The organism is Stenotrophomonas rhizophila, assembly GCF_003751305.1.
Lineage (GTDB): Bacteria > Pseudomonadota > Gammaproteobacteria > Xanthomonadales > Xanthomonadaceae > Stenotrophomonas > Stenotrophomonas rhizophila_B.
The window spans coordinates 1,051,738-1,077,662 of sequence record NZ_RJKV01000001.1; the positions used below are offsets into that span (position 1 = coordinate 1,051,738).

At 67.6% G+C, this 25,925-nt stretch carries 20 protein-coding genes; 12 read left to right on the top strand and 8 right to left on the bottom strand.

Annotation, left to right across the window (positions count from 1 at the left end; genetic code table 11):
• From pcaF to pcaC, 6 genes are all read left to right on the top strand, one after another.
• Positions 1–1,215, top strand: a complete 1,215-nt coding sequence (pcaF, locus tag EDF74_RS04935; protein WP_428999131.1) for a 3-oxoadipyl-CoA thiolase — start codon at positions 1–3, stop codon at positions 1,213–1,215.
• A 106-nt stretch (positions 1,216–1,321) separates the two neighbouring features.
• Entirely contained in the window at positions 1,322–2,032 is a 711-nt protein-coding gene (pcaH, locus tag EDF74_RS04940; protein WP_123729035.1) for a protocatechuate 3,4-dioxygenase subunit beta, read from the top strand.
• A gap of 4 nt (positions 2,033–2,036) precedes the next feature.
• Positions 2,037–2,600, top strand: a complete 564-nt coding sequence (gene pcaG, locus EDF74_RS04945; RefSeq protein WP_123729036.1) for a protocatechuate 3,4-dioxygenase subunit alpha — start codon at positions 2,037–2,039, stop codon at positions 2,598–2,600.
• Between the two features lie 68 nt (positions 2,601–2,668).
• Positions 2,669–4,012 (top strand): 3-carboxy-cis,cis-muconate cycloisomerase, encoded by a 1,344-nt coding sequence (locus EDF74_RS04950; RefSeq protein ID WP_123729037.1) that lies wholly within the window; start codon positions 2,669–2,671, stop codon positions 4,010–4,012.
• A 25-nt stretch (positions 4,013–4,037) separates the two neighbouring features.
• Complete coding sequence (pcaD, locus tag EDF74_RS04955; protein ID WP_123729038.1) at positions 4,038–4,814, top strand: 3-oxoadipate enol-lactonase; 777 nt, start codon at positions 4,038–4,040, stop codon at positions 4,812–4,814.
• Between the two features lie 49 nt (positions 4,815–4,863).
• Entirely contained in the window at positions 4,864–5,256 is a 393-nt protein-coding gene (gene pcaC, locus EDF74_RS04960; RefSeq protein WP_123729039.1) for a 4-carboxymuconolactone decarboxylase, read from the top strand.
• A gap of 6 nt (positions 5,257–5,262) precedes the next feature.
• Here the strand turns inward: pcaC and EDF74_RS04965 are convergent, their stop codons facing one another.
• Together EDF74_RS04965 and EDF74_RS04970 are read right to left on the bottom strand one after the other, a co-directional pair.
• Complete coding sequence (locus EDF74_RS04965) at positions 5,263–6,117, bottom strand: IclR family transcriptional regulator domain-containing protein (RefSeq protein WP_123729040.1); 855 nt, start codon at positions 6,115–6,117, stop codon at positions 5,263–5,265.
• A gap of 96 nt (positions 6,118–6,213) precedes the next feature.
• Complete coding sequence (locus EDF74_RS04970; RefSeq protein WP_123729041.1) at positions 6,214–8,682, bottom strand: membrane-bound PQQ-dependent dehydrogenase, glucose/quinate/shikimate family; 2,469 nt, start codon at positions 8,680–8,682, stop codon at positions 6,214–6,216.
• Positions 8,683–8,946: 264 nt separating this feature from the next.
• On the opposite strand from EDF74_RS04970, the gene EDF74_RS04975 reads away from it, so the two are divergent.
• Entirely contained in the window at positions 8,947–9,483 is a 537-nt protein-coding gene (locus EDF74_RS04975; protein WP_123729042.1) for an adenine phosphoribosyltransferase, read from the top strand.
• A gap of 104 nt (positions 9,484–9,587) precedes the next feature.
• Here EDF74_RS04975 and dbpA read toward each other — a convergent pair whose 3' ends face one another.
• A complete protein-coding gene (dbpA, locus tag EDF74_RS04980; protein WP_123729043.1) occupies positions 9,588–10,970 on the bottom strand; it encodes an ATP-dependent RNA helicase DbpA in 1,383 nt (460 codons plus the stop codon).
• A 33-nt stretch (positions 10,971–11,003) separates the two neighbouring features.
• Positions 11,004–12,080, bottom strand: a complete 1,077-nt coding sequence (locus EDF74_RS04985) for a YeiH family protein (protein WP_123729044.1) — start codon at positions 12,078–12,080, stop codon at positions 11,004–11,006.
• A gap of 104 nt (positions 12,081–12,184) precedes the next feature.
• Here EDF74_RS04985 and EDF74_RS04990 point away from each other — a divergent pair, with 104 nt between their 5' ends.
• Positions 12,185–13,081, top strand: coding sequence for a LysR family transcriptional regulator (locus EDF74_RS04990; RefSeq protein WP_123729045.1), 897 nt, complete (start codon positions 12,185–12,187; stop codon positions 13,079–13,081).
• A 35-nt stretch (positions 13,082–13,116) separates the two neighbouring features.
• Positions 13,117–15,000: an ATP-binding cassette domain-containing protein gene (locus EDF74_RS04995; RefSeq protein ID WP_123729046.1), complete on the top strand. Its 1,884-nt coding sequence runs from the start codon at positions 13,117–13,119 to the stop codon at positions 14,998–15,000.
• Positions 15,001–15,177: 177 nt separating this feature from the next.
• Here EDF74_RS04995 and EDF74_RS05000 read toward each other — a convergent pair whose 3' ends face one another.
• Together EDF74_RS05000 and EDF74_RS05005 are read right to left on the bottom strand one after the other, a co-directional pair.
• Complete coding sequence (locus EDF74_RS05000) at positions 15,178–15,639, bottom strand: c-type cytochrome (protein WP_019183110.1); 462 nt, start codon at positions 15,637–15,639, stop codon at positions 15,178–15,180.
• An 8-nt stretch (positions 15,640–15,647) separates the two neighbouring features.
• Positions 15,648–16,040 carry a c-type cytochrome gene (locus tag EDF74_RS05005; RefSeq protein WP_123729047.1) on the bottom strand — a complete coding sequence of 131 codons (393 nt, stop codon included), beginning with the start codon at positions 16,038–16,040 and terminating at the stop codon, positions 15,648–15,650.
• A gap of 204 nt (positions 16,041–16,244) precedes the next feature.
• On the opposite strand from EDF74_RS05005, the gene EDF74_RS05010 reads away from it, so the two are divergent.
• Genes EDF74_RS05010 through EDF74_RS05020 form a run of 3 tightly spaced genes read left to right on the top strand, consistent with a single transcriptional unit; the run spans position 16,245 to position 23,994 of the window.
• A complete protein-coding gene (locus tag EDF74_RS05010; protein ID WP_123729048.1) occupies positions 16,245–17,390 on the top strand; it encodes an efflux RND transporter periplasmic adaptor subunit in 1,146 nt (381 codons plus the stop codon).
• Complete coding sequence (locus EDF74_RS05015) at positions 17,387–20,896, top strand: efflux RND transporter permease subunit (protein WP_123729049.1); 3,510 nt, start codon at positions 17,387–17,389, stop codon at positions 20,894–20,896. Before EDF74_RS05010 ends, EDF74_RS05015 begins: the two co-directional genes overlap by 4 nt.
• Positions 20,893–23,994, top strand: coding sequence for an efflux RND transporter permease subunit (locus EDF74_RS05020; protein WP_123729050.1), 3,102 nt, complete (start codon positions 20,893–20,895; stop codon positions 23,992–23,994). The genes EDF74_RS05015 and EDF74_RS05020 overlap by 4 nt, the downstream gene beginning before the upstream one ends.
• Positions 23,995–24,155: 161 nt before the next feature.
• On the opposite strand, the gene EDF74_RS05025 is transcribed toward EDF74_RS05020, so the two are convergent.
• Together EDF74_RS05025 and EDF74_RS05030 are read right to left on the bottom strand one after the other, a co-directional pair.
• Positions 24,156–25,388: a TraB/GumN family protein gene (locus EDF74_RS05025; protein ID WP_428999132.1), complete on the bottom strand. Its 1,233-nt coding sequence runs from the start codon at positions 25,386–25,388 to the stop codon at positions 24,156–24,158.
• Positions 25,381–25,911 (bottom strand): GNAT family N-acetyltransferase, encoded by a 531-nt coding sequence (locus EDF74_RS05030; RefSeq protein ID WP_123729052.1) that lies wholly within the window; start codon positions 25,909–25,911, stop codon positions 25,381–25,383. The genes EDF74_RS05025 and EDF74_RS05030 overlap by 8 nt, the downstream gene beginning before the upstream one ends.
• Between the last annotated feature and the right edge of the window lie 14 nt (positions 25,912–25,925).

A 25,925-nucleotide genomic window follows, 5' to 3' on the forward strand; every position in this document is an offset into this window, starting at 1 on the left:
ATGAGCCTGCAGGACATCTATATCGTCGATGGTATCCGCACCCCGATCGGCCGCTACGCCGGTGCGCTGTCCGGCATCCGTGCCGACGACTTGGGCGCGCTGCCGATCAAGGCGCTGCTGGCGCGTCACCCACAGCTGGACCCGGCATTGATCGAGGAGGTGTACCTGGGCTGCGCCAACCAGGCCGGCGAAGACAACCGCAACGTGGCGCGGATGAGCCTGCTGTTGGCCGGCTTGCCGGTCAGCGTGCCGGGTAGCACCGTCAACCGCTTGTGTGGCTCGGGCCTGGATGCGATCGGCACGGTGGCCCGCGGTATCGCCGCCGGCGAGCTCGGGCTGGCCATTGCCGGCGGGGTCGAATCGATGTCGCGCGCGCCGCTGGTGATGGGCAAGCCGGGTGCCGCGTTCGCCCGTGATCAGACCCTGGAGGACACCACCATGGGCTGGCGCTTCATCAACCCGAGGCTGCGAGAGCTGCACGGTGTGGACACCATGGGCCAGACCGCGGAGAACGTTGCCGAGCGCTACGCGATTTCGCGCGAGGACCAGGATGCATTCGCGCTGCGCAGCCAGCAGCGCACCGCCGCAGCCCAGCAGCGCGGGTTCTTCGAGGGCGAGATCGTCGCGGTCGATGCACCGGGCCGCAAGCGCGGCGAAAGCGTGCGCGTGGAGCACGACGAACACCCGCGTGCCGATACCACGATCGAGGCGCTGGGCAAGCTCAAGCCGCTGTTCCGTCAGCCGGGTACCGTCACCGCCGGCAATGCCTCGGGCATCAACGATGGGGCGGCCGCGCTGCTGCTGGCCTCCGGTGCGCAGGTACAGGCGCTGGGCCTGACCCCGCGTGCGCGCATCCTTGGCTTTGCCAGCGCGGGCGTGGAGCCGGCGATCATGGGCATGGGCCCGGTGCCGGCCACCCGGCGCCTGCTGGCCAGGCTCGGGCTGGGCATCGCCGATTTCGACGCGATCGAACTCAACGAGGCGTTCGCCTCGCAGGGGCTGGCCTGCCTGCGCGAGTTCGGGCTCGCCGACGATTCCGCGCACGTGAACGCCAACGGCGGCGCCATCGCGATCGGTCATCCGCTTGGCATGAGCGGTGCGCGGCTCGCACTCACGCTGCTGCGCCAGCTGGAGGCCAGCGGTGGCCGACGTGGCCTGGCCACCATGTGCATCGGTGTCGGCCAGGGTGTGGCGCTGGCGATCGAGCGCGTCTGAATTCGCTTTCCCATCTTCCGCTTCACGGCCGCTGTCGCCCTCGCGTGGCAGCGTGCCGTAGCACCACAGCCGCGGTCTTCCGGCCGCCCGCCAATCGGAGTACGCCATGAGCGATCCCACTGACCTGCGCGGTTACCGCAGGCCGTATCCCGGCTCCCAGCCGGACCGCATCCATCTGCCGTATGCGTCCACGCGCCTGCGCGGCCCGGGTCGCGATCCGATCCGGATCCCGGCCACCTTGTCCGAAGTGACCGGCCCCACCTTGGACCGCATCACCCTGGGCAAGCATGCGGCCGATCTGACCGCCGGCTTCAAGGGCCAGCCGCTGGGCGAGCGCATCGTGGTCAGTGGCCGTGTGCTGGATGAGAACGGCCGCCCGGTCCGCAACCGCGTGGTCGAGGTGTGGCAGTGCAACGCCGCTGGCCGTTACCTGCACAGGGGCGACCAGCACGACGCACCGCTGGACCCCAACTTCATCGGCACCGGCCAGGTGCTCACCGACGAACACGGCCGTTACCGCTTCACCACCATCAAGCCGGGCGCGTATCCGTGGCGCAACCACTTCAACGCGTGGCGGCCGGCGCACATCCATTTTTCGCTGCATGGCGAAGGCATCGGCCAGCGTCTGGTCACGCAGATGTACTTCCCCGGCGATCCGCTGCTGGAGTTCGATCCGATCTACAACTGCGTGGACGATGCCAAGGCGCGTGCGCGCATGGTGTCTTCGTTCGATTGGGAAAACACCGAGAACGAATTCGCGCTGGGCTATCGTTTCGACATCGTCTTGCGTGGTCGCAAGATGACCGTGTGGGAGTAAGCAGATGAGTTTCCAATCCACTCCGTGGCAAACCGTGGGCCCGTACTACCGTCTGGGCCTGGAACCGCTGTATCGCACCGATATCGCACCAGCCCAGGCGCAGGGCGAGCGCGTGCAGGTGCAGGGGCAGGTGTTCGACGGCCTGGGCGTACCGGTCTCCGATGCCGTGCTGGAAATCTGGCAGGCCGATGCACAGGGCATCTATGCGCACCCGGAGGACCCGCGGCATGCCGATCATGATCCGGCGTTCGACGGGTGGGGCCGAGTGCCGACCGATGAGCAGGGGCGCTTCGCCTTCACCACCGTGCGCCCCGGCAGCGTGGCAGGGCCCAGCGGCCAGGCGCAGGCGCCGCACCTGATGGTGCTGGTCTTCATGCGTGGGCTGTTGCGGGCAGCCAGTGCGCGCCTGTATTTCAGCGATGCGCCCGGCACTGCCGAGGATCCGATCCTGGCGCTGGTGCCGGCCGAGCGCCGCGCCACCCTCATCGCACAGGCGCAGGGCAATGGCCTGTACCACTGGGACGTGCGCATGCAGGGCGAACACGAAACGGTCTTCTTCGATTACTGATCCAGGCCTGCACGTCGCGCCGACCCGGCGCGGGTAAGCTGGTTCCTACTGTGAATGGATGGCGCGTGATGAGCGATTCCTACTCCCTGCTCGGTGGCCTGTTTGGTGCGCCGGAGGTCGATGCGATGTTCACCGACACAGCGCGGCTGCAGGCGATGCTCGATGTTGAAGCCGCGCTTGCGCGGGCGCAGGTGCGCTGTGGAGTGATCCCCGCTGACGCGCTGGGTGCGATCGAAGCGGCCTGCCGGGCCGAGTTGTACGAGGTGCCGGTGCTGGGCCGGGCAACCGCGCTGGCCGGCAATCCGGCCATTCCGCTGGTCAAGGCGCTGACCGCGCAGGTCGGGCGGGACAGTGCCAAGGCGGCGCGGTGGGTGCACTGGGGCGCGACCAGCCAGGACATCATCGACACCGGTGCGGTGCTGCAGCTGCGTACCGCGTCGGCGTGGGTGCAGGACCGTCTGCAGGTGCTGTGCGATGCCTTGGCGACGTTGGCCGATGCCGAACGCGATACCGGCCTGCCGGGGCGCACCTTGCTGCAGCAGGCGGTGCCGGTGACCTTCGGCCTGAAGGCGGCCGGCTGGCTCGATGCACTGCAGCGCAGCCAGCGCCGCCTCAGGGTGTTGCGTGCCGATACGCTGGTGCTGCAGTTCGGCGGCGCCGCGGGGACGTTGGCGTCGTTGCAGACGCGCGGCCTGGACGTGGCGCAGGCGCTGGGCCAGGACCTTCAGTTGCCGGTGCCGGCCTTGCCCTGGCACACCGCGCGCGACCGCGTTGCCGAGTTCGGCAGCGTGTTCGCCCTGTTGACCGGCACGCTGGGCAAGATCGCCACCGATATCGTGCTGCTGATGCAGTCCGAAGTGGCCGAGGCGTTCGAGCCGGCCGCTGAGGGCAAGGGCGGTTCCTCCGCCATGCCGCACAAGCGCAACCCGGTCGGCTGCGTCGCGGCGATCGCTGCGGCCAGCCGGGTGCCGGGCTTGGTGTCAACCTTGTTCGCGGCGATGCCGCAGCCGCACGAGCGCGCCGCAGGGCAGTGGCATGCCGAGTGGGAAACCGTGCCGGAGATCGTGCGGCTGTGCGCCGGCAGCCTGGCCCAGGTCACCGTGGTGGTGCAGGGGCTGCAGCTGGACCGTGCCCGCATGCAGGAGCACCTGGACAGCCACGGCGGTCTGCTCTACGCCGAGGCGGTGGCGGTGACGTTGGCCGAGACGCTGGGCAAATCCGCCGCGCACGGGCTGGTGGAACAGGCCGCACGCCAGGCGCTGGCCCGATCGCGGCACTTGCGCGAGGTACTGGCGCAGATGCCCGAGGTCACCGCGCATCTGTCGCCGACGCAACTGGATGCGTTGTTCGCGCCGGAGAGCTGGCGCGGCATGGCCGATACCTGGATCGACCGCGTGCTGGCGCAGCGTTGATCCTTCTTTTTTTCTGGAGTGTTGCATGCCGTTTCTCGAGCTGGACTCGCACCGCCTGCATTACCGCATCGATGGACCGGTCGCGGCGCCCTGGCTGACGTTCTGCAATTCGCTGGGCACCGACCTGCATATGTGGGACCGGCAGGTCGAGGCGTTGTCGGCGCGGTTCCGCATCCTGCGCTACGACCGCCGCGGGCATGGCCAGTCCAGCACACCGCCCGGTCTGTACAGCGTGGCGGAGCTGGGCGCGGACGTCATTGCACTGTGGGATCACCTGGACGTGCAGCGCAGCCATTTCTGCGGGCTCTCCATCGGCGGCCTGACCGGCCAGTGGCTGGGTGTGCATGCCGGTGAGCGCCTGCGCACGCTGACGGTGGCCGCCACGGCCGCGAAGATCGGTACGCTGGACAGCTGGAACACGCGCATTGCCCAGGTGCAACGCGATGGCCTGCTGCCGCTGCGCGAGGGAACCGCCGAGCGCTGGTTCACCCCGGTGTTTGCCCAGGCGCGGCCCGCCGTGGTGGAGGACATCCTGCAGCGCTTTGTCGCGACGGAGGTGGGCGGTTACGTTGGCTGCTGCCATGCCGTGGCCACGGCCGATTTCCGTGACCAACTCGAGCGCATCACAGTGCCGACGCTGGCGATCGCCGGCGATGACGACCCGGTGTGCCCGCCCGCGGATCTGGACGCCATCGCGCAGGGCGTGGCCGATGGCCATTCCATCGCGGTGCCCGGGCGCCACATCTGCAACATCGAATCGGCCGACGCGTTCACCGCAGCGCTCGCCACCCACCTTCGCTAGCGCGCCACCGATGGTCGGCACGCCCCCACCTCAGAACGAGCACCCCACAATGGACGAACAGGAACGTTACGAAGCTGGCCTGGCGGTACGCCGCGCCGTGCTCGGCGAAGCGCACGTGGAGCGCTCGCTGCAGGCACGCACCGATTTCACCGAGGAGTTCCAGGCGTTCATCACGCGCACCGCGTGGGGTACGGTCTGGACCCGTGATGGCCTGCCGCGGCATACGCGTTCGCTGCTGACCATCGTGATGATGGTGGCACTGGGCCACGACGAAGAGTTCAAGCTGCACATCCGCGCCGCACGCAACAACGGCGTGACCCCGGAGGAGATCAAGGAAGCGCTGCTGCAGACGGCGATCTACTGCGGCGTACCGGCGGCCAACCATGCCTTCGCGCTGGCCAAGCCGATCCTGGAAGAGCAGGCCGGCGAACAGGCCGGCTGAACGGCGTCAGTGCAGCAGGTTGCCCAAGCGCTGCGCCGCTTCGCGCAGCCGCGGCAGCAGCTGCGACTGCATCACGCCCAGGCTGATCCGCCCGGCCTGGGTGCCGATGTTGAGCGCGCCCATCACGGTGCCATTGCGGGCATGCACCGGCACGGCGATCGAGCGGAGCCCGATTTCCAACTCCTGGTCCACCAGTGAGACGCCTTCGCGGCGCACGCGATCGAGCAGGTCGATGAAGTCCTCCATGCGGGTGACGGTGCGTTCGGTACGCGGGCGCAACGGATTGCGTTCCAGATAGCTTTCCAGAGTGTCGCGCGGCAATGCCGCCAGCAGCACGCGGCCCATCGAGGTGCAGTACGCCGGCAGGCGGCTGCCCGCACGCAGGCCGATCGACATGATCCGCACGGTTTCGGCGCGGGCGACGTAGAGCACGTCGTCACCGTCGAGCACACCCAGCGAGCAGGACTCATGCAGGTCGTCGCGAAGGGCATCCAGCACGGGCTGTGCGGCGGCAGTCATCGACGAGGAGGCGACGTAAGCGCCACCTATGCCCAGCACGCGCGGCAGCAGCACGAAGCCGCGGCCCTGTTCACCCACGTAGCCCAGCTTCTCCAGCGTGTACAGCACGCGCCGTACGGCCGCGCGCGAGATGCCGGTCTCGGTGCTGATCTGCGACATGGTCACTTCGCGCGGGTGCTGCGAGAACACACTGAGCACCACCAGGCCACGGCCGAGGGAGGTCATGAAATCCGGATCGCCCTGGTTGTCCTGGATCTGCTGCATCAACTCGTGGCTGAGCCCGCGATCCTGCGGTGGGGCAGGGGCGCGCTTGGGACGACGGCTGGGAGGTACGGCAGACATGGCGGTGGTTCGTGCTCGGTGATCGTGCATGGTAAGGGCTGCACGCGGCGAAGCGAAGCCGCCGCGCCACGGTCGGTGGACCGTGGCGCGCAGGGCTCAGTGCGTGGCCGGCAGCGCGTAGGCGATCACGTAGTCACCGCGATCCGGCGACTGGCGCGCGCCACCGGCTGAAATCACCACGTACTGGCGGCCGGTCTTGGGCGACACATAGGTGATCGGTGTGCCCTGGCTGCCGACTGGCATGCGGGCTTTCCACACTTCTTCGCCGGTGCGGCTGTCGTAGGCGCGCAGGTAGTAATCCTGGGTGCCGGCGAAGAACAGCAGGCCCGATTGGGTGGCCAGCGAACCACCGAGGGTCGGCATGCCGATCGGAATCGGCAGGCGCATCTTGATGCCCATCGGCCCGGTGTCCTGCACCGTGCCGACCGGCACCTGCCAGACCAGCGCGTGGGTAGCGAGGTTGATCGCCGACATCGTGCCGAACGGCGGCTTCTGGCACGGGATGCCCAGCTTGGAGAGGAAGCGATCCCGCAGCGAGCCATACGGCGTGCCGGTCTGCGAGGCCGCGCCCATTTCCACGCCGCCTGCGCCCTCGGTCATCTGCGCACGCGGAATAAGCTTGGTCCACAGGCCCAGGCGCATGTCGTTGACGAACAGGTAGCCGGTGGTCGGATCCACCGATGCGCTGCCCCAGTTCATGCCGCCCAGCGAACCGGGCCACTGCAGCGCCAGATCTTCACCCGGCGGCGTGAACATGCCTTCGTAGCGGAAGCCCTTGAACTGGATGCGGCACAGCATCTGATCGATCGGCGTGGCGCCCCACATGTCCGATTCGGTCAGGGTCTGCGCACCGATCTGCGGCAGCCCGACCGACAGCCGCTGCGTCGGCGAGTAGCGCTCACCATCGGCCTTGCCCTGCGGCGCCTTGATGTCGCGCACCTCGGTGATCGGCTGGCCGGTGGCGCGGTTGAGCATGAACACCTGCCCGGCCTTGGTGATCTGCAGCAGGGCGGGGAGGGTGCCGCCCTTGCCATCGGGCACATCGGTCAGGGTCGGCTGTGCGGGCAGGTCGTAATCCCACAGATCGTGATGCACGGTCTGGTAGACCCAGCGCTCTTTGCCGGTGGCCACATCCAGCGCCACCACCGCCGAGCTGTACTTGTCATCCTGCGGGGTGCGCTCGCCGGCCCACTGGTCCGGCGTGGTGTTGCCGGTGGGCAGATAGACCAGGCCCAGCTGCGGGTCATAGGCCATCGAGGTCCACACATTCGGGGTAGCCCGGGTGTAATGGATCGAGGGATCCAGCGGCACGTCCGGGGTTTCCTTTGACAGGTCCCACACCCATGCCAGCGCACCGGTCCGCACGTTGTAGGCGCGCACCACACCGGACGGCTCACCGACCTCGATGTTGTCGGCCACGCGGCCGCCCACGATCACCAGCTCACCGGCCACCAGCGGCGCGGCAGTGAGCGTGTAGAAGCCAGGCTTGATCTCGCCCATGCCGCGCTTGAGGTCGACCACGCCGTTGTCGCCGAAATCGGTGCACGGTGCGCCGGTGGTGGCATCCAGCGCGAACAGGCGCGCATCGATGGACGTCATCAGGATCCGCTTTTCGCAGATCGCCGGCGTTGTGCCGCTCACGGCAGCGGCGGGTGCCTGTGGTGCTGCAGGTGCCGGCGGTGCTGCAGGTGCAGCCGTCTCGGACGGTGCGGCAGCCGCCACGGTGGGCGCGCCACTCGCTGGCAGGCTGGCATCGAAGTAGCCCAGCCCCCGGCAGCGCTGCCAGTTCGGCGCGGTTGCCTTGGGGTCGAACGCCCAGCGCTGCTGGCCGCTGTCCACATCCATCGCGATCACCCGGTTGTGCGGCGTGCACAGGTACAGGGTCTGCCCGATCTGCAGCGGCGTGAGCTGGTCTTCGGCGCCGAAGCCATCGCTCTGCGGCACATCGCCGGTGTGCGCGGTCCAGGCAACCTGCAACTGCGCCACGTTGGCCGGGGTGATCTGGTCCAGCGCGGCGAAGCGGGTGCCGGCGGTGGTGTTGCCCCAGTGCATCCAGTCGCGCTGTTCGCTGCCCTTGGCCACCGGCACCACGGCCGGGCGTGCACCCTGGGCCGTGACGACCGGGCGCGGCTGGAAGGCGGAGACCGCCGTGCCCAGCAGACCGACCAGCAGCAGCGCCGCGACGGCATACGCCGAGCGCCCGGCGGACTGCCCACGGCTGCGCTTGAGTGCCGGCCAGGCCAGTGCCACCAGCATCGCCAGCACCGCCGGCATGACCAATCGCGAGACCAATGGCCAGAATTCCAGCCCGGCATCGGCCAACGCCCACACCACGGTGGCGATGAAGGCGGCCGCGTACAGTGCCGCGCCCATCGGCCGCCGCAGGACCAGCAGCAGACCGGCCAGCAGCGATGCGCCGCCCATCAGGAGGAAATACCAGCTGCCGCCGAGCTGGACCAGGCGGACGCCGCCTACCAGCAACGACAGCCCGAACAGCATCACCACGATGCCAAGCAGGACCACCAGTGTGCGGCCCAGGGCCGACGGTTTCGTGTTCTTGTCCACGTTGCATGAACCTCTACAGGAAATCCGGTGCCGACCGGCACCGGGCAGGCCCGCGCGCGCCGTGCGTGGCGGGGACCGTTGGTCGCTTCGCTGCTTATCGCGGAAGCGGGGTGAACAACCAGTTAGGGCGATTATCGCACGGGTGTGCGAATTCGAGGTGAGCGGATCAACGCATGGCTGGAACGCAGCAATGCCCTGATGCCGGGGATCTGCAAGCCCCCGCCGAAGCGTTTACCCTATGCCACCCTGTTTGTTTCCAGACCCATGACCGAGTCTTCCGCCACGCCCGCCTGGGCCGGCCGCCTGCGCGACATCGCCGATTTCCCCAAGCCGGGCATCCTGTTCAAGGACATCATGCCGTTGCTCGCCGACGGCCCGGATTTCGCGGCCGCCATCGATGCGATGGTCGCGCCCTGGCGCGATGCCAACCTGCAGGCAGTGATGGGGATCGAGTCGCGCGGCTTCATCCTCGGCGCGGCCATGGCGCGGGTGCTGGGCGTGGGCTTCGTGCCGGTGCGCAAGCCGGGCAAGCTGCCGGGCAAGGTGCTGCGCCAGGATTACACCCTGGAGTACCGCACGGACAGCATTGAGGTGCACGCTGATGCCTTGCCGGCCGGCGCACGCGTGTTGGTGATCGATGATGTGCTCGCCACGGGCGGCACCCTGCTGGCGGCGTTGTCGCTGGCCCGCCAGCTGCAGGTCGAGGTGGTCGGTGCGGCCGTGCTGGTGGAGCTGGCCGGCCTCGGTGGCCGCGACCGGTGGACGGATGACGTCCCGCTGCTGGCCAACCTGGTCTATTGATCCGGGAATCCGCGCGGGCCTACCGCTCCCGGTAGTGCCGGCCGCTGGCCGGCACCTCACACGCCGCGACGAAAGTGCAGCCGACCAACGGTCGGCTCTACCGCTCAGACATCCATCTTGCGGACACGGAACCGGCGGCCCTTGATCTTGCCTGCCTCCAGCTGGGCGATCGCCCGGCCAGCCTGCTCGCGTGCGATGGCCACATACGAGCGCGTGGCGTAGATGTCGATCTTGCCGATGTACTTGGCCGCCAGCCCGGCATCGCCGGTCAGTGCGCCGAGGATGTCGCCCGGGCGCAGCTTGTCGGTCTTGCCGCCATCGATGCGCAGCGTGGTCATCGCGGCCTGCGGCAGCACCGGCGGGCGTGCGGTGGCCAGCGGCGTCTTCTGCCAGTCCAGCGGCTTGCCCTGTGCCAGTTCCAGCGCATCGGCGCGGTTGCGCTCGCGGTGCGTCACCAGGCTGATCGCCAGGCCCGTGGCACCGGCGCGGCCGGTACGACCAACGCGATGCTCGTAGGTTTCGATATCGGTCGGCAGCTCGTAATTGATCACCGCGGCCAGGTCCTGCACATCCAGGCCACGCGCGGCCACGTCGCTGGCAACCAGCACGTTGCAGCTGCGGTTGGCGAAACGCACCAGCACTTCGTCGCGGTCGCGCTGTTCCATCTCGCCGTGCAGCGGCAGCGCGGAGAACCCGAACTGCTGCAGCGAAATGGCGACATCGTCGACATCGCGGCGGGTGTTGCAGAACACCACGGCCGATTCCGGCGTGTACTTGAGCAGCAGGCCGGCCAGCGCCTTCTGCTTCAGCGCCAGCTCGGTCTCGCAGAACAGGTGGCGGATCGCCGGCGCATGATCGGCGCCTTCCACGGTCACTTCCACCGGATCGCGCAGCAGCACGCGGGCGATCTCGCGGATCTCATCCGGGAAGGTCGCCGAGAACAGCAGCGTCTGGCGGTCCTTGCTGGTACGCCCGGCGATCTCGCGGATCGGCTCTTCAAAGCCCATGTCGAGCATGCGGTCGGCTTCATCCAGCACCAGCGTGGTCACGCCGCCCAGATGCAGCACGCGCTTGCGGCCCAGTTCCTGGATGCGCCCGGGGGTACCGACGACGACCTGCGGGTCGTGTGCTTCCAGCGAGGCCAGCTGCGGGCCCAGCGGCATGCCGCCGGTCAGCACCAGCAGCTTCAGGTTCGGAATGCCGGTGGCCAGCTTGCGGATCTGCTTGCCGACCTGGTCGGCCAGCTCGCGGGTCGGGCACAGCACCAGCGCCTGGGCGCGGGTCACCGATGGGTCCAGCGCCTGCAGCAGGCCCAGCCCGAAGGCCGCGGTCTTGCCGCTGCCGGTCGGGGCCTGTGCGATGACATCGCGGCGCTCAAGGATGGCCGGCAGGCTCTGGGCCTGTACGGGGGTGAGCGAGGTATAGCCCATGGCATCGATGCCGGGCAGCAGCGCTGGTTTCAGCGGCAGGGAGGAGAATTCAGACATGCGGTAGTGTCGCAGAAGTCCGCCCGGCGTGCCTCAGCCGAGCAGCGCATGCACGCCCCGGTTGATCCCCAACCCACCCGCCAACAGCCAGCCGAACAGCAGCAGCGCCAGCAGCAGCGGCGTCATCCCGGCCTTGCGCAGCGCCGAGGCATGCGTGGTCAGACCGAGCGCGGCCATCGCCATCGCCAGCAGCACGGTGTCCAGATCGATCGCCGCGCTGACGACGGCCGCCGGCAGCACCTGCAGCGAATTGAGCCCGGCCACCGCGACGAAGCCGAACGCGAACCAGGGCACCACGATCCTGGCGCGCTGGCCGGGCGCCCCAGGCGCACCACCGCGCGCCAGCAGCATCGACAGCCCGATCAGGAACGGTGCCAGCATCATCACCCGCACCATCTTGGCGATCACGGCGGTGTCGGCCGCAGCTGCGCTCACGGCGCGGCCGGCCGCGACCACCTGCGCAACCTCGTGCACGGTCGAGCCGGTGAACACGCCGTAGGCCTGCACTGTCATCGGGATCCACCCGTGCGCGAGGTTGAGCTGGTACAGCAGCGGGTACACGAACATCGCGAGCGTGCCGAACACCACCACGGTGGACACGGCCACGGTCACCTGTTCGGCGCGGCCGCGCACCACCGGCTCGGCCGCCATCACCGCCGCCGCCCCGCAGATAGAGCTGCCCGCGCCGATCAGCAGGGCGCTCTCCTTGTCGAGGCCGAACCATCGCGTCCCGGCCCACCAGGCCAGCGCGAACGTGCTGGTCAGCACCAGCGCATCGATCAGCACCCCGCTGATACCGACCTGGCCGATGTCCTGGAAGGTCAGGCGCAGGCCGTACAGCACGATGCCCGCCCGCAGCAGCCAGTGCCTGGAAAAGCCGACCCCGGCGTTGGCATGGGCCGCCAGCCGCGGGTAAAGGGTATTGCCCACGGCGATGCCGAGCACGATGGCCAGGGTCAGCGCGCTGATGCCGTGTGCCTGCAGCCACGCCAGCGGCGCCAGTCCCATGGCCGCGGCCGCAACGGCGCCGGTCAGCAGCAGCCCCGGCAGGCGGTCGCGCCAGCGCTGCGCGGTGGTGGGTGAGGGCAAGGCGGCGGCAAAGATGTTCACAAGGGTCTCCAGTCAACGCACAGCCATAGCCTGCGCGTCGCCGACGAACCTGTAAAACGCATTGTTCGTGTCACTTCGACCTGTTTAGTGCGTTAATTGTCGTCATGCACCTCACCCTCCGCCAATGGCAGGTTTTCGTCTCCATTGCCGACGCCGGCACCACAGCTGCGGCGGGCGCGCAGCTGGCGCTGTCGCAGTCGGCCACCAGTGCCGCGCTCAACGAACTGGAAAGCCAGCTGGCCAGCCCGCTGTTCGACCGGATCGGGCGCCGGCTGGTGCTCAACCCGCAGGGGCGGGCGCTGCTGGATCCGGCCCGCGCGCTGCTGGTCGCCGCCGCCGATCTGGAGCGGCTGGCCGGCGCAGGGCAGTCCAACGCCGGCGCGCTGCCTCTGCTGCTGCGGCTCGGGGCCAGCACCACGATCGGCAACTACCTGCTGCCGCCCCGCGTCGCCGTGCTGCTGGCCGATAACTCGCAGGCGCAGGTGGACCTGCGGATCGGCAACAGCGCCGACGTGGTTGCAGCCGTACAGCGCCTGGAGGTCGACCTGGGCCTGATTGAAGGCCCGTGCCATGAAAGCGGCCTGCAGGTGCTGCCGTGGCAGCGCGATGATCTGGTCATCGTGGCCGCGCCGGGAACGGCGCCCATGAGCATGGATGTCGCGGCGCTGGCGCAGGCCCGCTGGCTGCTGCGTGAGCCGGGTTCGGGCACCCGCGAGGCGGTCGAGCAGGCGCTGCTGCCGCACCTGCATCACTTTGCCCGCGCCATGCAGCTGGGCAGCACCGAGGCGATCAAGCAGGCGGCTGCGGCCGGGCTTGGCCTGGCGTGCCTGTCGCGGCATGCGGTGGCCGATCTGCTGGCGCTGGGCAGCTTGAGCGTCGTGGAAACGCCGGTGCCGCCGATGTCGCGCCAGCTGTGGGTGGTACGCCATCCGGGCAAGCGGGTGCCCGCGGCGCTGTGGGCGCTGCTGGGGCTGCCTGCGGACGCGTTCGGTCAGGAGTAAGCGACGCGGTTGCCGCCAGACCGTACAATGGTCGGATGCCTCTGATTACTCTGCAAAACGTCGACTTCAGCGTCGGCGGCCCCCTGTTGCTGGAAAAAGCCGAACTGTCGATCGAGCCGGGCGAGCGTATCGCCCTGATCGGGCGCAACGGCGCCGGCAAATCGACCCTGCTCAAACTGCTGTCCGGCGATCACAAGCCCGATGATGGCGAAGTCCGCGTGCAGCAGGGGGTGCGCATCACCCGCCTGGAACAGGAGGTGCCGCACGGTGCCGCCGGCAGCGTGTTCGACGTGGTCGCCGATGGCCTGGGCGAACTGGGCCAGTGGCTGGCCGAGTTCCACCACCTGAGCATGGCCGACGATTTCGACGGCGATGCGCTCTCGGCCGTGCAGGCCAAGATCGATGCCGCCAACGGCTGGGGCCTGGATCAGCGCGTCAGCGAGACCCTGACCAAGCTGGACCTGGACGGCGATGCCGAATTCGCGCGCCTGTCCGGCGGCATGAAGCGCCGCGTGCTGCTGGGCCGCGCGCTGGTGTCCTCGCCGGATCTGCTGCTGCTCGACGAACCGACCAACCACCTGGACATCGAAGCCATCGACTGGCTCGAAATGTTCCTCAAGAACTGGAACGGCAGCGTGGTGTTCGTCACCCATGACCGTCGCTTCCTGCGTGCACTGGCTACCCGCATCGTCGAGATCGATCGCGGCCAGGTCACCAGCTGGCCGGGCGACTGGGCCAACTACGAACGCCGCCGCGAAGAGCGCATGAACGCGCAGGCGCAGGAGAACGCGCGCTTCGACAAACTGCTCGCGCAGGAAGAAATCTGGATCCGCCAAGGCATCAAGGCCCGCCGCACCCGCGACGAAGGCCGTGTGCGCCGCCTCAAGGCAATGCGCAACGATCGCTCGCAGCGCCGCGAACTTGGCGGCAACGTGCGCATGGAAGCTGCGCAGGCGGAGAACTCCGGCAAGAAGGTGATCGACGTCAAGGACATCTCGTTCGCCTTCGGCGAGCGCGTGATGGTCAAGGACTTCAGCACCGTCATCCTGCGTGGCGACCGCATCGGCCTGATCGGGCCGAACGGCAGCGGCAAGACCACGCTGCTCAAGCTGCTGCTGGGCGACCTGCAGCCGCAGAGTGGCGAAGTGCGTGCCGGTACCAACCTGCAGATCGCGTATTTCGACCAGTACCGTGCGGTGCTGCGCGAAGACTGGACCGCGATCGAGAACGTGGCCGAGGGCCGTGATTTCATCGAGTTCAACGGCAAGCGCAAGCACGTGCATGCCTACCTGCAGGACTTCCTGTTCTCGCCCGAGCGCGCCCGCGCGCCGATCACCCGGTTGTCCGGTGGTGAGCGCAACCGCCTGCTGCTGGCCAAGCTGTTCGCGCAGCCGTCCAACCTGCTGGTGATGGATGAACCGACCAACGATCTGGACGTGGAAACCCTCGAGCTGCTCGAAGAGCTGCTGAGCGATTACACCGGCACGTTGCTGCTGGTCAGCCATGACCGTGACTTCCTGGACAACGTGGTGACCTCCACGATGGTGATGGAAGGCGATGGCGTGGTCGGCGAGTACGTGGGCGGCTATACCGATTGGCAGCGCCACGCTGCACGCGTGGCCGCCGCGGCTGCGTCCGCGCCCGTGGTGTCCGCCAAGCCGGTTGCTGCGGCCGCTGCCGCTGCCGCGCCGGCCGAGCCCAAGCGCAAGCTGAGCTACAAGGACGCGCGCGAGCTGGAACAGCTGCCGCTGAAGATTGAAACGCTGGAGAAGGACGTCGAAGGCCTCACCGCCGCGATGAACGACCCGGCGTTCTATCAGCGCAGTGCGCCCGACATGGCCGCGCACAATGCGAAGCTCGCCAAGGTGCAGGCCGAGCTGGATGCCGCGTACGCGCGCTGGGAAGAGCTGGACGCCTGATCCAGCGATCGGGCAGGGGCAGCCACGCATGGCGTGGCTCTACCCCCCGAACACCGCAGCAAACGGTAGAGCCACGCCATGCGTGGCTGAACAACCGTCACGCACCGGTAGAGCCACGCCATGCGTGGCTGATGGCGGCCGACCAACGGTCGGCTCTACACGTGACGGCTCTCGCCGTCACTTCAACCCGTGCAGATCCCGAAGCTGGGTCGGCCGTGAGCCGAAATACGCGGCCAGATCGGCGATGTCCTGATCACTCAGGTCGGTCGCCTGCGGGGTCATCAGCGCGTGCTGGCGATCCCCCGCGCGGTAGGCCTGCAGGCTGTGCGCCAAGTAATCCCCGTACTGCCCACCCAGTTTCGGATAGGTCGGGTCGATCGGCTTGTTGCCGTCCGCCCCGTGGCAGTCGATGCAGCTTTGGCCGGTGGCTTTGCCCTTGACCTGGGCACGCGCCTCGCCGGCGGCGATGCGGCCGGCCGGCAGGCCGGCGGAGGAGCCGGACCCGTGTTCACCACTGGCGTGGCCCGGATCGGCGGCGGAATCTGCGCTGTTCTCCACCTGTGACTGCGAGCATGCAGTCATCAGCAGGGCAACGGACAGGGCGATGGCGTAACGCTGGAGTGGCGTGGCTTTCGACATGAGCGCGCTTATTTGACGGTGGACAGGTAAACAGCGAGATCGGCGATCTCCTGTTCGCTGAAACTCATCGACTGCGCCTGCATCGTCGGATGCTTGCGCTTGCCGTGGCGGTACTCGGTCAGCGCCTGGCTGAGGTACTCACGGGTCTGCCCGCCGATCTTGGGCACTTTGTAGCTGGGGTAGGCGTTCTTGTACCCGGTGATGCCGTGGCACCCCTGGCACGTGTAGGCCAAGACCCGGCCATTGTCGAACCGGCCGGTGACGGCGGCTGGCGCCGGCCCGGTGGCGGCCGGAGCGGTGGGGACGGGCACTGCTGGAGCAGGTGTTGCGGCCTGTGCGGCGGCCCCGAGGGGCAGGAGGACGGCCAGAACGAGACAAGCGGCGAGCGGCTGCGGGCGCATGATGTCCTTTTCCGATAAACGGGTCTGGTCGTTCCGGCGTGGGGTACGGAACTGGGCCGAGTATAGCCTGCCATTTCATCTAGCTGAAACCGGGCCCGGGAAGCCATCGCCGCAGGTCACCATGACCTTTGGGATATGGTGTAGTCGTGACGTGGTGCATTACTTTGCTACCACACCTGCCCACGCATCCTTAGGGACACGACGATGTCGCGACATTCTTTCCTGCTCGGCCGCACCGGACGCTGTGCCGCTGCATTGCTGATCACCTCCACCCTGCTGCTGAGCGGCTGCGGTGGCGCCGGCCCCGCCGAAGCCAACGCCGCTGAAAAGGACGGCAAGGCCGAGAAGAAGGTCGATGCGGTACCGGTCGAAGCCGTTGCCGCCAGCCATCGCGCCGTCGCCGCCAGCTACACCGGCACGGCCGCACTGGAGCCCAGGGGGGAGTCGCAGGTGGTCGCCAAGACCTCCGGCGTTGCGCTCGCGGTGCTTGTCGAGGAAGGGCAGCAGGTACGCGCCGGGCAGCCGCTGGTGCGGCTGGATCCGGACCGTGCGCGCCTGGCGGTCGCCCAGAGCGAGGCGCAGATGCGCAAGCTGGAGAACAATTACCAGCGCGCCCAGAAGCTGATCGGCCAGCAGATGGTCAGTGCCTCGGACGTCGACCAGATCAAGTACGACCTGGAGAACGCCCGCGCGCAGTACCGGCTGGCCACGCTGGAGCTCTCCTACACCACGGTGATCGCGCCGATCTCGGGGGTGATCGCCTCGCGTTCGATCAAGACCGGCAACTTCGTGCAGATCAACACACCGATCTTCCGCATCGTCGACAACTCGCGCCTGGAAGCCACGCTCAATGTCCCCGAGCGCGAGTTGGCCACGTTGCGTCCCGGCCAGCCGGTGACGCTGATCGCCGATGCGCTGCCGGGCAAGACCTTCCCGGGCACGGTGGATCGCATCTCGCCGGTGGTCGATGCCGGCAGCGGCACGTTCCGCGTGGTCAGCGGGTTCGGCGAAGATGCTGAAGGCCTGCAGCCGGGCATGTTCGGCCGCATCCGGATCGACTACGACCAACGCGCCGATGCCCTGGTCGTGCCGCGCATCGCATTGCTCGACGATGGCGAGCCGGCGGTGTTCCGCGTGCGCGAGGGCAAGGCCGCGCGCGTGCCGGTCAAGCTCGGCTATGCCGAAGGCCCGTGGGTGGAAATCCGCGAGGGTCTGGCCGCCGGTGACCAGGTGGTGACCGCCGGCAAGGTGGCGCTGCGTGACGGCACCGCGGTGCAGGTGATCGGTGCCAAGCCGGCCGCCACTGCCGTCGCCAAGCCGGCACCGGCCAAGGCGGAGAGCCGTCAATGACAGCGGCCGGCAACGACCACGGCAATGATCCGCACCAGGGCGATCGCCCGGGTACCCAAGGCGGCGGCCTGGTGGAATTCGCCACCCGCCGGCGCGTCACCATCGCGATGTTCACCGTCACGCTGATGCTGTTCGGGTTCATCGCGCTGGGCAACCTCAAGGTCAACCTGCTGCCCGACCTGAGCTACCCGACCCTGACCGTGCGCACCGAATACACCGGTGCGGCCCCGGCGGAAATCGAAACGCTGATCACCGAGCCGGTCGAGGAAGCCGTCGGCGTGGTCAAGAACCTGCGCAAGCTCAAATCCATTTCGCGTACCGGGCAGAGCGATGTGGTGCTCGAGTTCGCCTGGGGCACCAACATGGACCAGGCCAGCCTGGAAGTGCGCGACAAGATGGAAGCGCTGAACCTGCCGCTGGAGGCGAAGTCCCCGGTGCTGCTGCGCTTCAATCCGTCTACCGAGCCGATCATGCGCCTGGTGATCTCGGCGAAGACCGATCCATCCAGCGATGCCGAGGCCGTGCGCCAGCTCACCGAGCTGCGCCGCTATGCCGATGAAGATCTGAAGAAGAAACTGGAGCCGGTCACCGGCGTGGCGGCGGTCAAGGTTGGCGGCGGTCTGGAGGATGAAATCCAGGTCGACATCGACCAGCAGAAGCTGGCCCAGCTCAACCTGCCGATCGACAACGTCATCAAGCGGCTCAAGGAAGAGAACATCAACATCTCCGGCGGTCGCCTGGAGGAAGGCTCGCAGCGTTACCTGGTGCGTACCGTCAACCAGTTCGCTGATCTGGAGGACATCCGCAACCTGCTGGTGACCACCCAGAGCAGCAACGGCAGTGCCGCCGATGCAGCGATGCAGCAGATGTTCGCCATCGCCGCGTCGACCGGCTCGGATGCCGCCATCGCGGCTGCCTCGGCGGCACAGAGCGCGTCCAGCAGCAGCTCCACCAACATCGCCAATGGTGTGCCGGTGCGGCTGAAAGATGTCGCCACCGTGCGCCAGGGCTACAAGGAACGCGAAGCGATCATCCGTCTGGGCGGCAAGGAAGCGGTCGAGCTGGCGATCTACAAGGAGGGCGATGCCAACACGGTCTCGACCGCCGAGGCGCTGCGTGCGCGTCTGGAGCAGATCAAGGGCCAGGTGCCCGGCGATGCCGAACTGACTACGATCGAAGACCAGTCGCGCTTCATCGAACATGCCATCAGCGACGTCAAGAAAGACGCGGTGATCGGCGGCATCCTCGCCATCCTGATCATCTTCCTGTTCCTGCGCGATGGCTGGAGCACGTTCGTGATCAGCCTGTCGCTGCCGGTCTCGATCATCACCACGTTCTTCTTCATGGGCCAGCTCGGCCTCAGCTTGAACGTGATGTCGCTCGGCGGCCTGGCGCTGGCTACCGGTCTGGTGGTGGATGACTCGATCGTGGTGCTGGAGAGCATCGCCAAGGCGCGCGAGCGTGGCCTGAGCATTCTGCAGGCCGCGATTGAAGGCACCCGCGAAGTCAGCATGGCCGTGGTCGCCTCGACCCTGACCACCATCGCGGTGTTCCTGCCGCTGGTGTTCGTGGACGGCATCGCCGGCCAGCTGTTCCGCGACCAGGCGCTGACCGTGGCGATCGCGATCGCGATCTCGCTGCTGGTCTCGATGACCCTGATCCCGATGCTGAGCTCGCTCAAGGGTCGTCCGCCGCTGGCCTTCCCGGAAGAACCCACGCATCAGCCGTGGCAGCCGGACAGCCGCTGGCTGAAGCCGGTCGCCGGCAGCCGTCGTGGCGTGGGCACGCTGGTGCGCTGGATCTGCTTCGGGATGGCCTGGTCGGTGATCCGCGTCTGGCGCGGCCTGGTGGCCGTGGTGGGTCCGGTGATGCGCAAGGCCAGCGATGTGGCGATGAAGCCCTACGCCGGTGCCGAACGTGGCTACCTCAAGCTGCTGCCGGGCGCGCTGCATCACCCGGGCAAAGTGCTGGGTCTGGCCGCGCTGGCGTTCATCGGCACGATGGCGCTGGTGCCGATGCTGGGTGCGGATCTGATCCCGCAGCTTGCGCAGGACCGCTTCGAAATGACCGCCAAGCTGCCGGCCGGCACGCCGCTGAAGCAGACCGATGCGCTGGTGCGCGAGATGCAGCTGGCCCATGCCAAGGACGACAGCATCGCCTCGCTGTACGGCGTCAGTGGCAGCGGCACCCGCCTGGATGCCAGCCCGACCGAGAGCGGTGAAAACATCGGCAAGCTGACCGTGGTCATGGCCGGTGGCGGCAACGCGCGCACCGAAGCGGCGATCACCGAGCGTCTGCGCGAATCGATGCAGCAGCACCCTGGCGTGCAGGTCGACTTCGCCCGCCCGGCGCTCTTCAGCTTCTCCACCCCGCTGGAAGTGGAACTGCGCGGCCAGGACATGGCCACGCTGGAAACCGCCGGCAAGGCGCTGGCTGCGATGCTGCGCAACAACCCACACTACGCCGACGTCAAATCCACGGTGGAAGAGGGCTTCCCGGAGATCCAGATCCGCTTCGACCAGGAGCGCGCCGGTGCCCTCGGCCTGACCACGCGCCAGATCGCCGATGTGGTGGTCAAGAAGGTGCGCGGTGACGTGGCTACGCGCTACAGCTTCCGCGACCGCAAGATCGACGTGCTGGTGCGGGCCCAGGAAGGTGACCGGGCCAGCGTGGACAGCATCCGCCGCCTGATCGTCAATCCGGGCAGCAACCGGCCGGTGACGCTGGATTCGGTGGCCGAGGTGGTGGCCACCAACGGCCCGAGCGAGATCCATCGCGCCGACCAGACCCGCGTGGCGGTGGTCTCGGCCAACCTGCGCGACATCGACCTGGGCGGTGCGGTGCGCGAAGTGCAGGACATGGTCGCCAAGCAGCCGCTGGGTGCGGGTGTGGGCATGCACATCGGTGGGCAGGGTGAGGAGCTCGCCGATTCGGCGCGCTCGCTGATCTTCGCCTTCGGACTGGCGATCTTCCTGGTCTACCTGGTGATGGCCTCGCAGTTCGAATCGCTGCTGCACCCGTTCGTCATCCTGTTCACCATTCCGCTGGCCCTGGTCGGCGCGATCCTGGCGCTGATGCTGACCGGCAAGCCGATTTCGGTGGTGGTGTTCATCGGATTGATCCTGCTGGTGGGGTTGGTGACCAAGAACGCGATCATCCTGATCGACAAGGTCAACCAGCTGCGCGAGGCCGGTGTGCCCAAGCGCGAGGCGCTGGTGGAAGGCGCGCGTTCCCGCCTGCGCCCGATCATCATGACCACGCTGTGCACGCTGTTCGGCTTCCTGCCGCTGGCGGTGGCGATGGGCGAGGGCGCCGAAGTGCGCGCGCCGATGGCGATCACCGTGATCGGTGGTCTGCTGGTCTCCACGCTGCTGACGCTGGTGGTGATCCCGGTGGTGTACGACCTGCTGGATCGTCGTGGCGATGCCTACTACCGCGAGCGCGGGCGCCACCTCAAGACGCGCGTGTCCGGGACGGACCCTGACGCTGCACAGGAGCCGGCATGAGCATTGCCGAGTTCTCCATCCGCCGGCCCATCACCACGATCATGTGCTTTGTATCGTTGGCGGTGGTGGGCCTGATCGCCTCGTTCCGGCTGCCGCTGGAGGCGCTGCCGGACATCTCCGCACCGTTCCTGTTCGTGCAGGTGCCGTATACCGGCTCCACCCCGGAGGAGGTCGAGCGCAACATCATCCGGCCGACCGAAGAGGCGCTGGCGACGATGACCGGGATCAAGCGCATGCGCTCCTCGGCCACCTCCGAAGGCGCCAGCATTTTCATCGAGTTCACCGACTGGGACCGCGACATCGCCATCGCCGCCTCCGATGCCCGTGAGCGTATCGATGCGATCCGCAGCGACCTGCCTGACGACCTGCAGCGTTACAACGTGTTCAAGTGGTCCAGCAGCGACGACCCGGTGCTGAAGGTGCGCCTGGCCAGCGCCACCGACCTGACCGGCGCGTACGACATGCTCGACCGCGAGTTCAAGCGGCGGATCGAGCGCATCCCGGGCGTAGCGCGGGTCAACATCTCCGGCGCACCGCCGAACGAGGTGGAGATCGCGATCAGTCCGGACCGGTTGACCGCGCACAACCTGAGCATCAACGAGCTCAGCGACCGCCTGCGCACGCTGAACTTCTCGATCTCGGCCGGGCAGATCGACGACAATGGCCAGCGCGTGCGGATCCAGCCGGTGGGCGAGATCACCGACCTGCAGGAACTACGCGATCTGGTGATCGATACGAAGGGCCTGCGCCTGGGTGACATCGCCGAGATCCGGCTCAAGCCCACCCGCATGAACTACGGCCGCCGCCTGGACGGCAACCCGGCCGTGGGCCTGGACATCTTCAAGGAGCGCAGCGCCAACCTGGTGGAAGTCTCGCGTGCGGCGCTGGCTGAGGTGGAGGCGATCCGCAAGCAGCCTTCGATGCGCGATGTGCAGATCAAGGTGATCGACAACCAGGGCAAGATGGTCACGTCCTCGCTGCTGGAGCTGGCCGAGGCCGGCGCGGTGGGCCTGCTGTTATCGGTCACGGTGCTGTTCTTCTTCCTGCGCCACTGGCCGTCCACGCTGATGGTGACCCTGGCGATCCCGATCTGTTTCGTGATCACGCTGGGCTTCATGTACTTCGCCGGTGTCACCCTCAACATCCTGACCATGATGGGCCTGCTGCTGGCGGTCGGCATGCTGGTGGACAACGCCGTGGTGGTGGTGGAGAGCATCTACCAGGAACGCGAACGCATGCCCGACCAGCCACGGCTGGCCTCGATCATCGGCACCCGCAACGTGGCCATCGCGCTGAGCGCCGGCACCCTGTGCCATTGCATCGTGTTCGTGCCGAACCTGTTCGGCGAGACCAACAACATCAGCATCTTCATGTCGCAGATCGCGATCACGATCTCGGTCTCGCTGCTGGCCTCCTGGCTGGTCGCGGTGAGCCTGATCCCGATGCTGTCCGCGCGCATGCAGACGCCCAAGCTGGTGCATTCGGAGACGGGCGTGATCGCGCGCCTGCAGCGCCGCTATGCCAAGGTCCTGCAGTGGACCCTGGAGCACCGTGGCTGGAGCGTGTTCGGCATCGTGATGGTGGTGCTGATCAGCCTGGTGCCCATGAAGCTGACCAAGATCGACATGTTCGGTGGCGAGGGCGGCCACGAAGTGTTCATCGGCTACAACTGGAAGGGGGCTTACACCTTCGGGCAGATGTCCGATGAAGTGGCGCGCGTTGAACGCTACCTGGACGATAACCGCCAGGCCCTGCACATCACCCAGGTGTATTCCTGGTACAGCGAGCAGGAAGGCAGCAGCACGATCGTGACCTTCGATACCGCGCACGCCAAGAACATGCCGGCCGTGCAGGAAGCCCTGCGCAAGGGGCTGCCGCGCTCGGCGCGTGCCGATTACGTGGTGGGCAACTCGGGTGACGGCGGCGGCAGCGGCGGTGGCAACAACCAGGTGCAGGTGCAGCTGGTCGGTGACTCGACCAAGATGCTGCAGGAGATCGGCGAGGAAGTCGTGCCGTTGCTGGCCCAGCGCAAGGAACTGCGCGATGTGCGCATCGACAACGGCGAGAAGGGCAGCGAGCTGTCCATCCATGTGGACCGCGAGCGCGCGGCCGCCTTCGGCTTCAATGCCGAGCAGGTCGCCAGTTTTGTCGGCCTGGCCCTGCGGGGCGCGCCACTGCGCGAATTCCGCCGGGGTGACAGCGAGGTGCCGGTGTGGGTGCGTTTCGCCGGTGCCGAGCAGAGCAGCCCGGAAGATCTGGCCAGTTACACCGTGCGCACCGGTGACGGTCGTTCGGTGCCGCTGCTGAGCCTGGTGGACGTGGCGATCAAGCCCTCGGCCACGCAGATCGGTCGCACCAATCGGCAGACCACGCTGACCATCAAGGCCAACCTGGCCGAGAAGGTCACCGTGCCGGAAGGGCGCAAGGCCATGGAGGAGATGCTCAAGCCGATGAGTTTCCCGGCCGGCTACACCTTCAGCTTCGACGGCGGTGACTACGGCGACGACGACCAGGCGATGTCGCAGATGATGTTCAATCTGGTGATCGCGCTGGTGATGATCTACGTGGTGATGGCGGCCGTGTTCGAATCGCTGCTGTTCCCGGCGGCGATCATGAGCGGCGTGCTGTTCTCGATCTTCGGCGTGTTCTGGCTGTTCTGGATCACCGGCACCTCGTTCGGGATCATGTCCTTCATCGGCATCCTGGTGTTGATGGGCGTGGTGGTGAACAACGGCATCGTGATGATCGAGCACATCAACAACCTGCGCCGCCGTGGCATGGGCAGGACCCAGGCCCTGGTGGAGGGCTCACGCGAGCGCCTGCGCCCGATCATGATGACGATGGGCACCGCCATCCTGGCGATGATTCCGATCTCCCTGACCGACACCCAGCTGCTCGGCAATGGTCCGCCGTACTACCCGATGGCCCGCGCCATCGCCGGCGGCCTCGCGTTCTCCACGGTGGTCAGCCTGCTGTTCCTGCCGACCATCTACGCCATGCTCGATGACATGAGCACGGCGGTGTCACGGATCATCCGGCGCGCACGTGGCCGCGGCGTGGATGCTCCGGTGGTCGAGCCGGGTGCGGAATCGGTTTGAGGGTGCGGGGAGGCCCGTTGGGCGGGCCTCCCTTTTTTTGCGAACCGCATTCGACTGGACACAGGAGCCGGCCAGCGGCCGGCACTACCTGCGGTTCCCACATTCGTGCACAAAAAAGGCCACGCATTGCGTGGCCTTTCGATTCACAGCCGGCGCGGGAATCACCCCGCGACCTTGCCCCACACCTGGAACCCGGTCAGCCACAACCCGAGCATGCTGCCCAGGTTGGTGAGCATGAAGGTCAGCACCACGCGGGTCACCCGGTTGCGGTACCAGCCCTTGACGCTCTGCGCATCGTCGCGCAGCTTCAGGAAGTCTTCGTAGGCCGGCTTGCGCAGGCGCGCTTCCACCAGGGCCGAGAACGCGCCGGTCGGGATGCTCAGCCGGAACGGTTTGAACGGCGCGACCACGATCGCGGTCAGGATGCTCAGCGGGTGGCTGCCGGCCAACAGGCAGCCCAGGCCGGCCAGTCCGCCGGTGTACATCGCCCAGACCGCCAGCAGTTCGCTGCCGACACCCAGGCCACCGCGATAGAACCCGACGCCGATACCGGTCAGCACGATGGCGAGGATCGCCAGCGTGATCCAGGGAATGTTGCGCTTCTTCGGCACGTCTTCCAGCGACTCGCGCAGCGGGCCCGGCGCGTCGGTGTCGGTTTCAAGGTACCTGGCCAGACCGGCCAGATGACCGGCACCGACCACGGCCAGCACTTCGCGCTGGGCCGGATCGTGCACCTCACGCAGGCGCGTAGCCATGTAGCGGTCGCGCTCGCCGATGATGGTTTCGTACAGGGCAGGGCTCTCGCTGGCGAACTCGCCGAAGCTGGCTTCGAGCATGTCGCCCTGCTTGAGCTTCTCGATCTCGTCTTCGCCGACTTCCTCGGACGCGAACAGGCCAGCGCCCAGGCCCATCACCAGCTTGATCTTGCCGAAGAAGCCCAGGCGCTGCGAGGCTCGCCGGAAGGTCAGGCCGACCTCGCGGTCGATCAGATGCACGGGCAGGTTGCGTTCGTTGGCCAGGGTGACCGCGCGCTTGAGCTCGGCACCCGGCTCGATCTCGAGCTGTTCGGCCAGGCGGCGCTGGTAGGCGGCCAAGGCCAGGTTGGCGGCGAACAGGGCGACGCGGCCCTTGCGGATCACCTCGACCAGGTCCAGCTTGGCCAGCGCATCCGGATCGGTCAGTGCCTGCAGGCGCTGCGCGTCCAGTTCCACCGCGACCGCATCGAAGCGGCCACTTTCGATCGCACGTTCCACCGCTTCCACGCTGGCCTGCGAGACGTGCGCGGTGCCCAGCAGGGTGTAGCGCACGCCATCGCGTTCGACGATGCGGACGGGCTGGCCGGCGAACAAGGTGTCGCCGGCGTCAATCAGGGTATCGGTCATTGCATCATTCATTCGAAGGGGCGCTGTCGGCACCATCGCCGAGCGCGCGCTGCATCTGGACGGTATCCAGCCAGCGGCCATGCTTGCGGCCGAGGCCGCGGAAAACGCCGACGGTCTGGAAACCGAAACGCTCATGCAGTTTGATGGAGGCGGTGTTGGTGGGCTCGCCGATGACGGCCACCATCTGCCGGTAACCGCGCGCGACGCAGGCATCGATCAGGCCCTGCATCAGCGCCGTGCCGACGCCGCGGCCCTGGAATGCCGCATCCACATAGACCGAGTTCTCCACGGTCCACTGATAGGCGATCCGGCCGCGGTAGGTATTGGCGTAGGCATAGCCGGCCACCTGGCCATCGACCTCGGCCACGATGTACGGAAAGCCGCGGCCGACGATGTCCTGCATGCGGCGGCGCATTTCCGCCGCCTCCGGGATCTCGTACTCGTAGGTGTTGACGAAGTCGGTCACTTCCACCGCATAGATCGCGGTGATGGCCGCGATATCGGCATCGGTGGCATCGCGCAGGTGCACGGTCACGGTGGGGTGTCCTG

Coding starts and splice junctions, on each gene's coding strand:
- pcaC (WP_123729039.1), top strand. CDS start 4,864: ATGGACGAACAGGAACGTTACGAAGCTGGCCTGGCGGTACGCCGCGCC.
- EDF74_RS04965 (WP_123729040.1), bottom strand. CDS start 6,117: ATGTCTGCCGTACCTCCCAGCCGTCGTCCCAAGCGCGCCCCTGCCCCA.
- EDF74_RS05000 (WP_019183110.1), bottom strand. CDS start 15,639: ATGTCGAAAGCCACGCCACTCCAGCGTTACGCCATCGCCCTGTCCGTT.
- pcaF (WP_428999131.1), top strand. CDS start 1: ATGAGCCTGCAGGACATCTATATCGTCGATGGTATCCGCACCCCGATC.
- EDF74_RS05025 (WP_428999132.1), bottom strand. CDS start 25,388: ATGAATGATGCAATGACCGATACCCTGATTGACGCCGGCGACACCTTG.
- pcaG (WP_123729036.1), top strand. CDS start 2,037: ATGAGTTTCCAATCCACTCCGTGGCAAACCGTGGGCCCGTACTACCGT.
- EDF74_RS05005 (WP_123729047.1), bottom strand. CDS start 16,040: ATGCGCCCGCAGCCGCTCGCCGCTTGTCTCGTTCTGGCCGTCCTCCTG.
- EDF74_RS04995 (WP_123729046.1), top strand. CDS start 13,117: ATGCCTCTGATTACTCTGCAAAACGTCGACTTCAGCGTCGGCGGCCCC.
- EDF74_RS05015 (WP_123729049.1), top strand. CDS start 17,387: ATGACAGCGGCCGGCAACGACCACGGCAATGATCCGCACCAGGGCGAT.
- EDF74_RS04990 (WP_123729045.1), top strand. CDS start 12,185: ATGCACCTCACCCTCCGCCAATGGCAGGTTTTCGTCTCCATTGCCGAC.
- EDF74_RS05020 (WP_123729050.1), top strand. CDS start 20,893: ATGAGCATTGCCGAGTTCTCCATCCGCCGGCCCATCACCACGATCATG.
- dbpA (WP_123729043.1), bottom strand. CDS start 10,970: ATGTCTGAATTCTCCTCCCTGCCGCTGAAACCAGCGCTGCTGCCCGGC.
- pcaH (WP_123729035.1), top strand. CDS start 1,322: ATGAGCGATCCCACTGACCTGCGCGGTTACCGCAGGCCGTATCCCGGC.
- EDF74_RS04975 (WP_123729042.1), top strand. CDS start 8,947: ATGACCGAGTCTTCCGCCACGCCCGCCTGGGCCGGCCGCCTGCGCGAC.
- EDF74_RS04950 (WP_123729037.1), top strand. CDS start 2,669: ATGAGCGATTCCTACTCCCTGCTCGGTGGCCTGTTTGGTGCGCCGGAG.
- pcaD (WP_123729038.1), top strand. CDS start 4,038: ATGCCGTTTCTCGAGCTGGACTCGCACCGCCTGCATTACCGCATCGAT.
- EDF74_RS05010 (WP_123729048.1), top strand. CDS start 16,245: ATGTCGCGACATTCTTTCCTGCTCGGCCGCACCGGACGCTGTGCCGCT.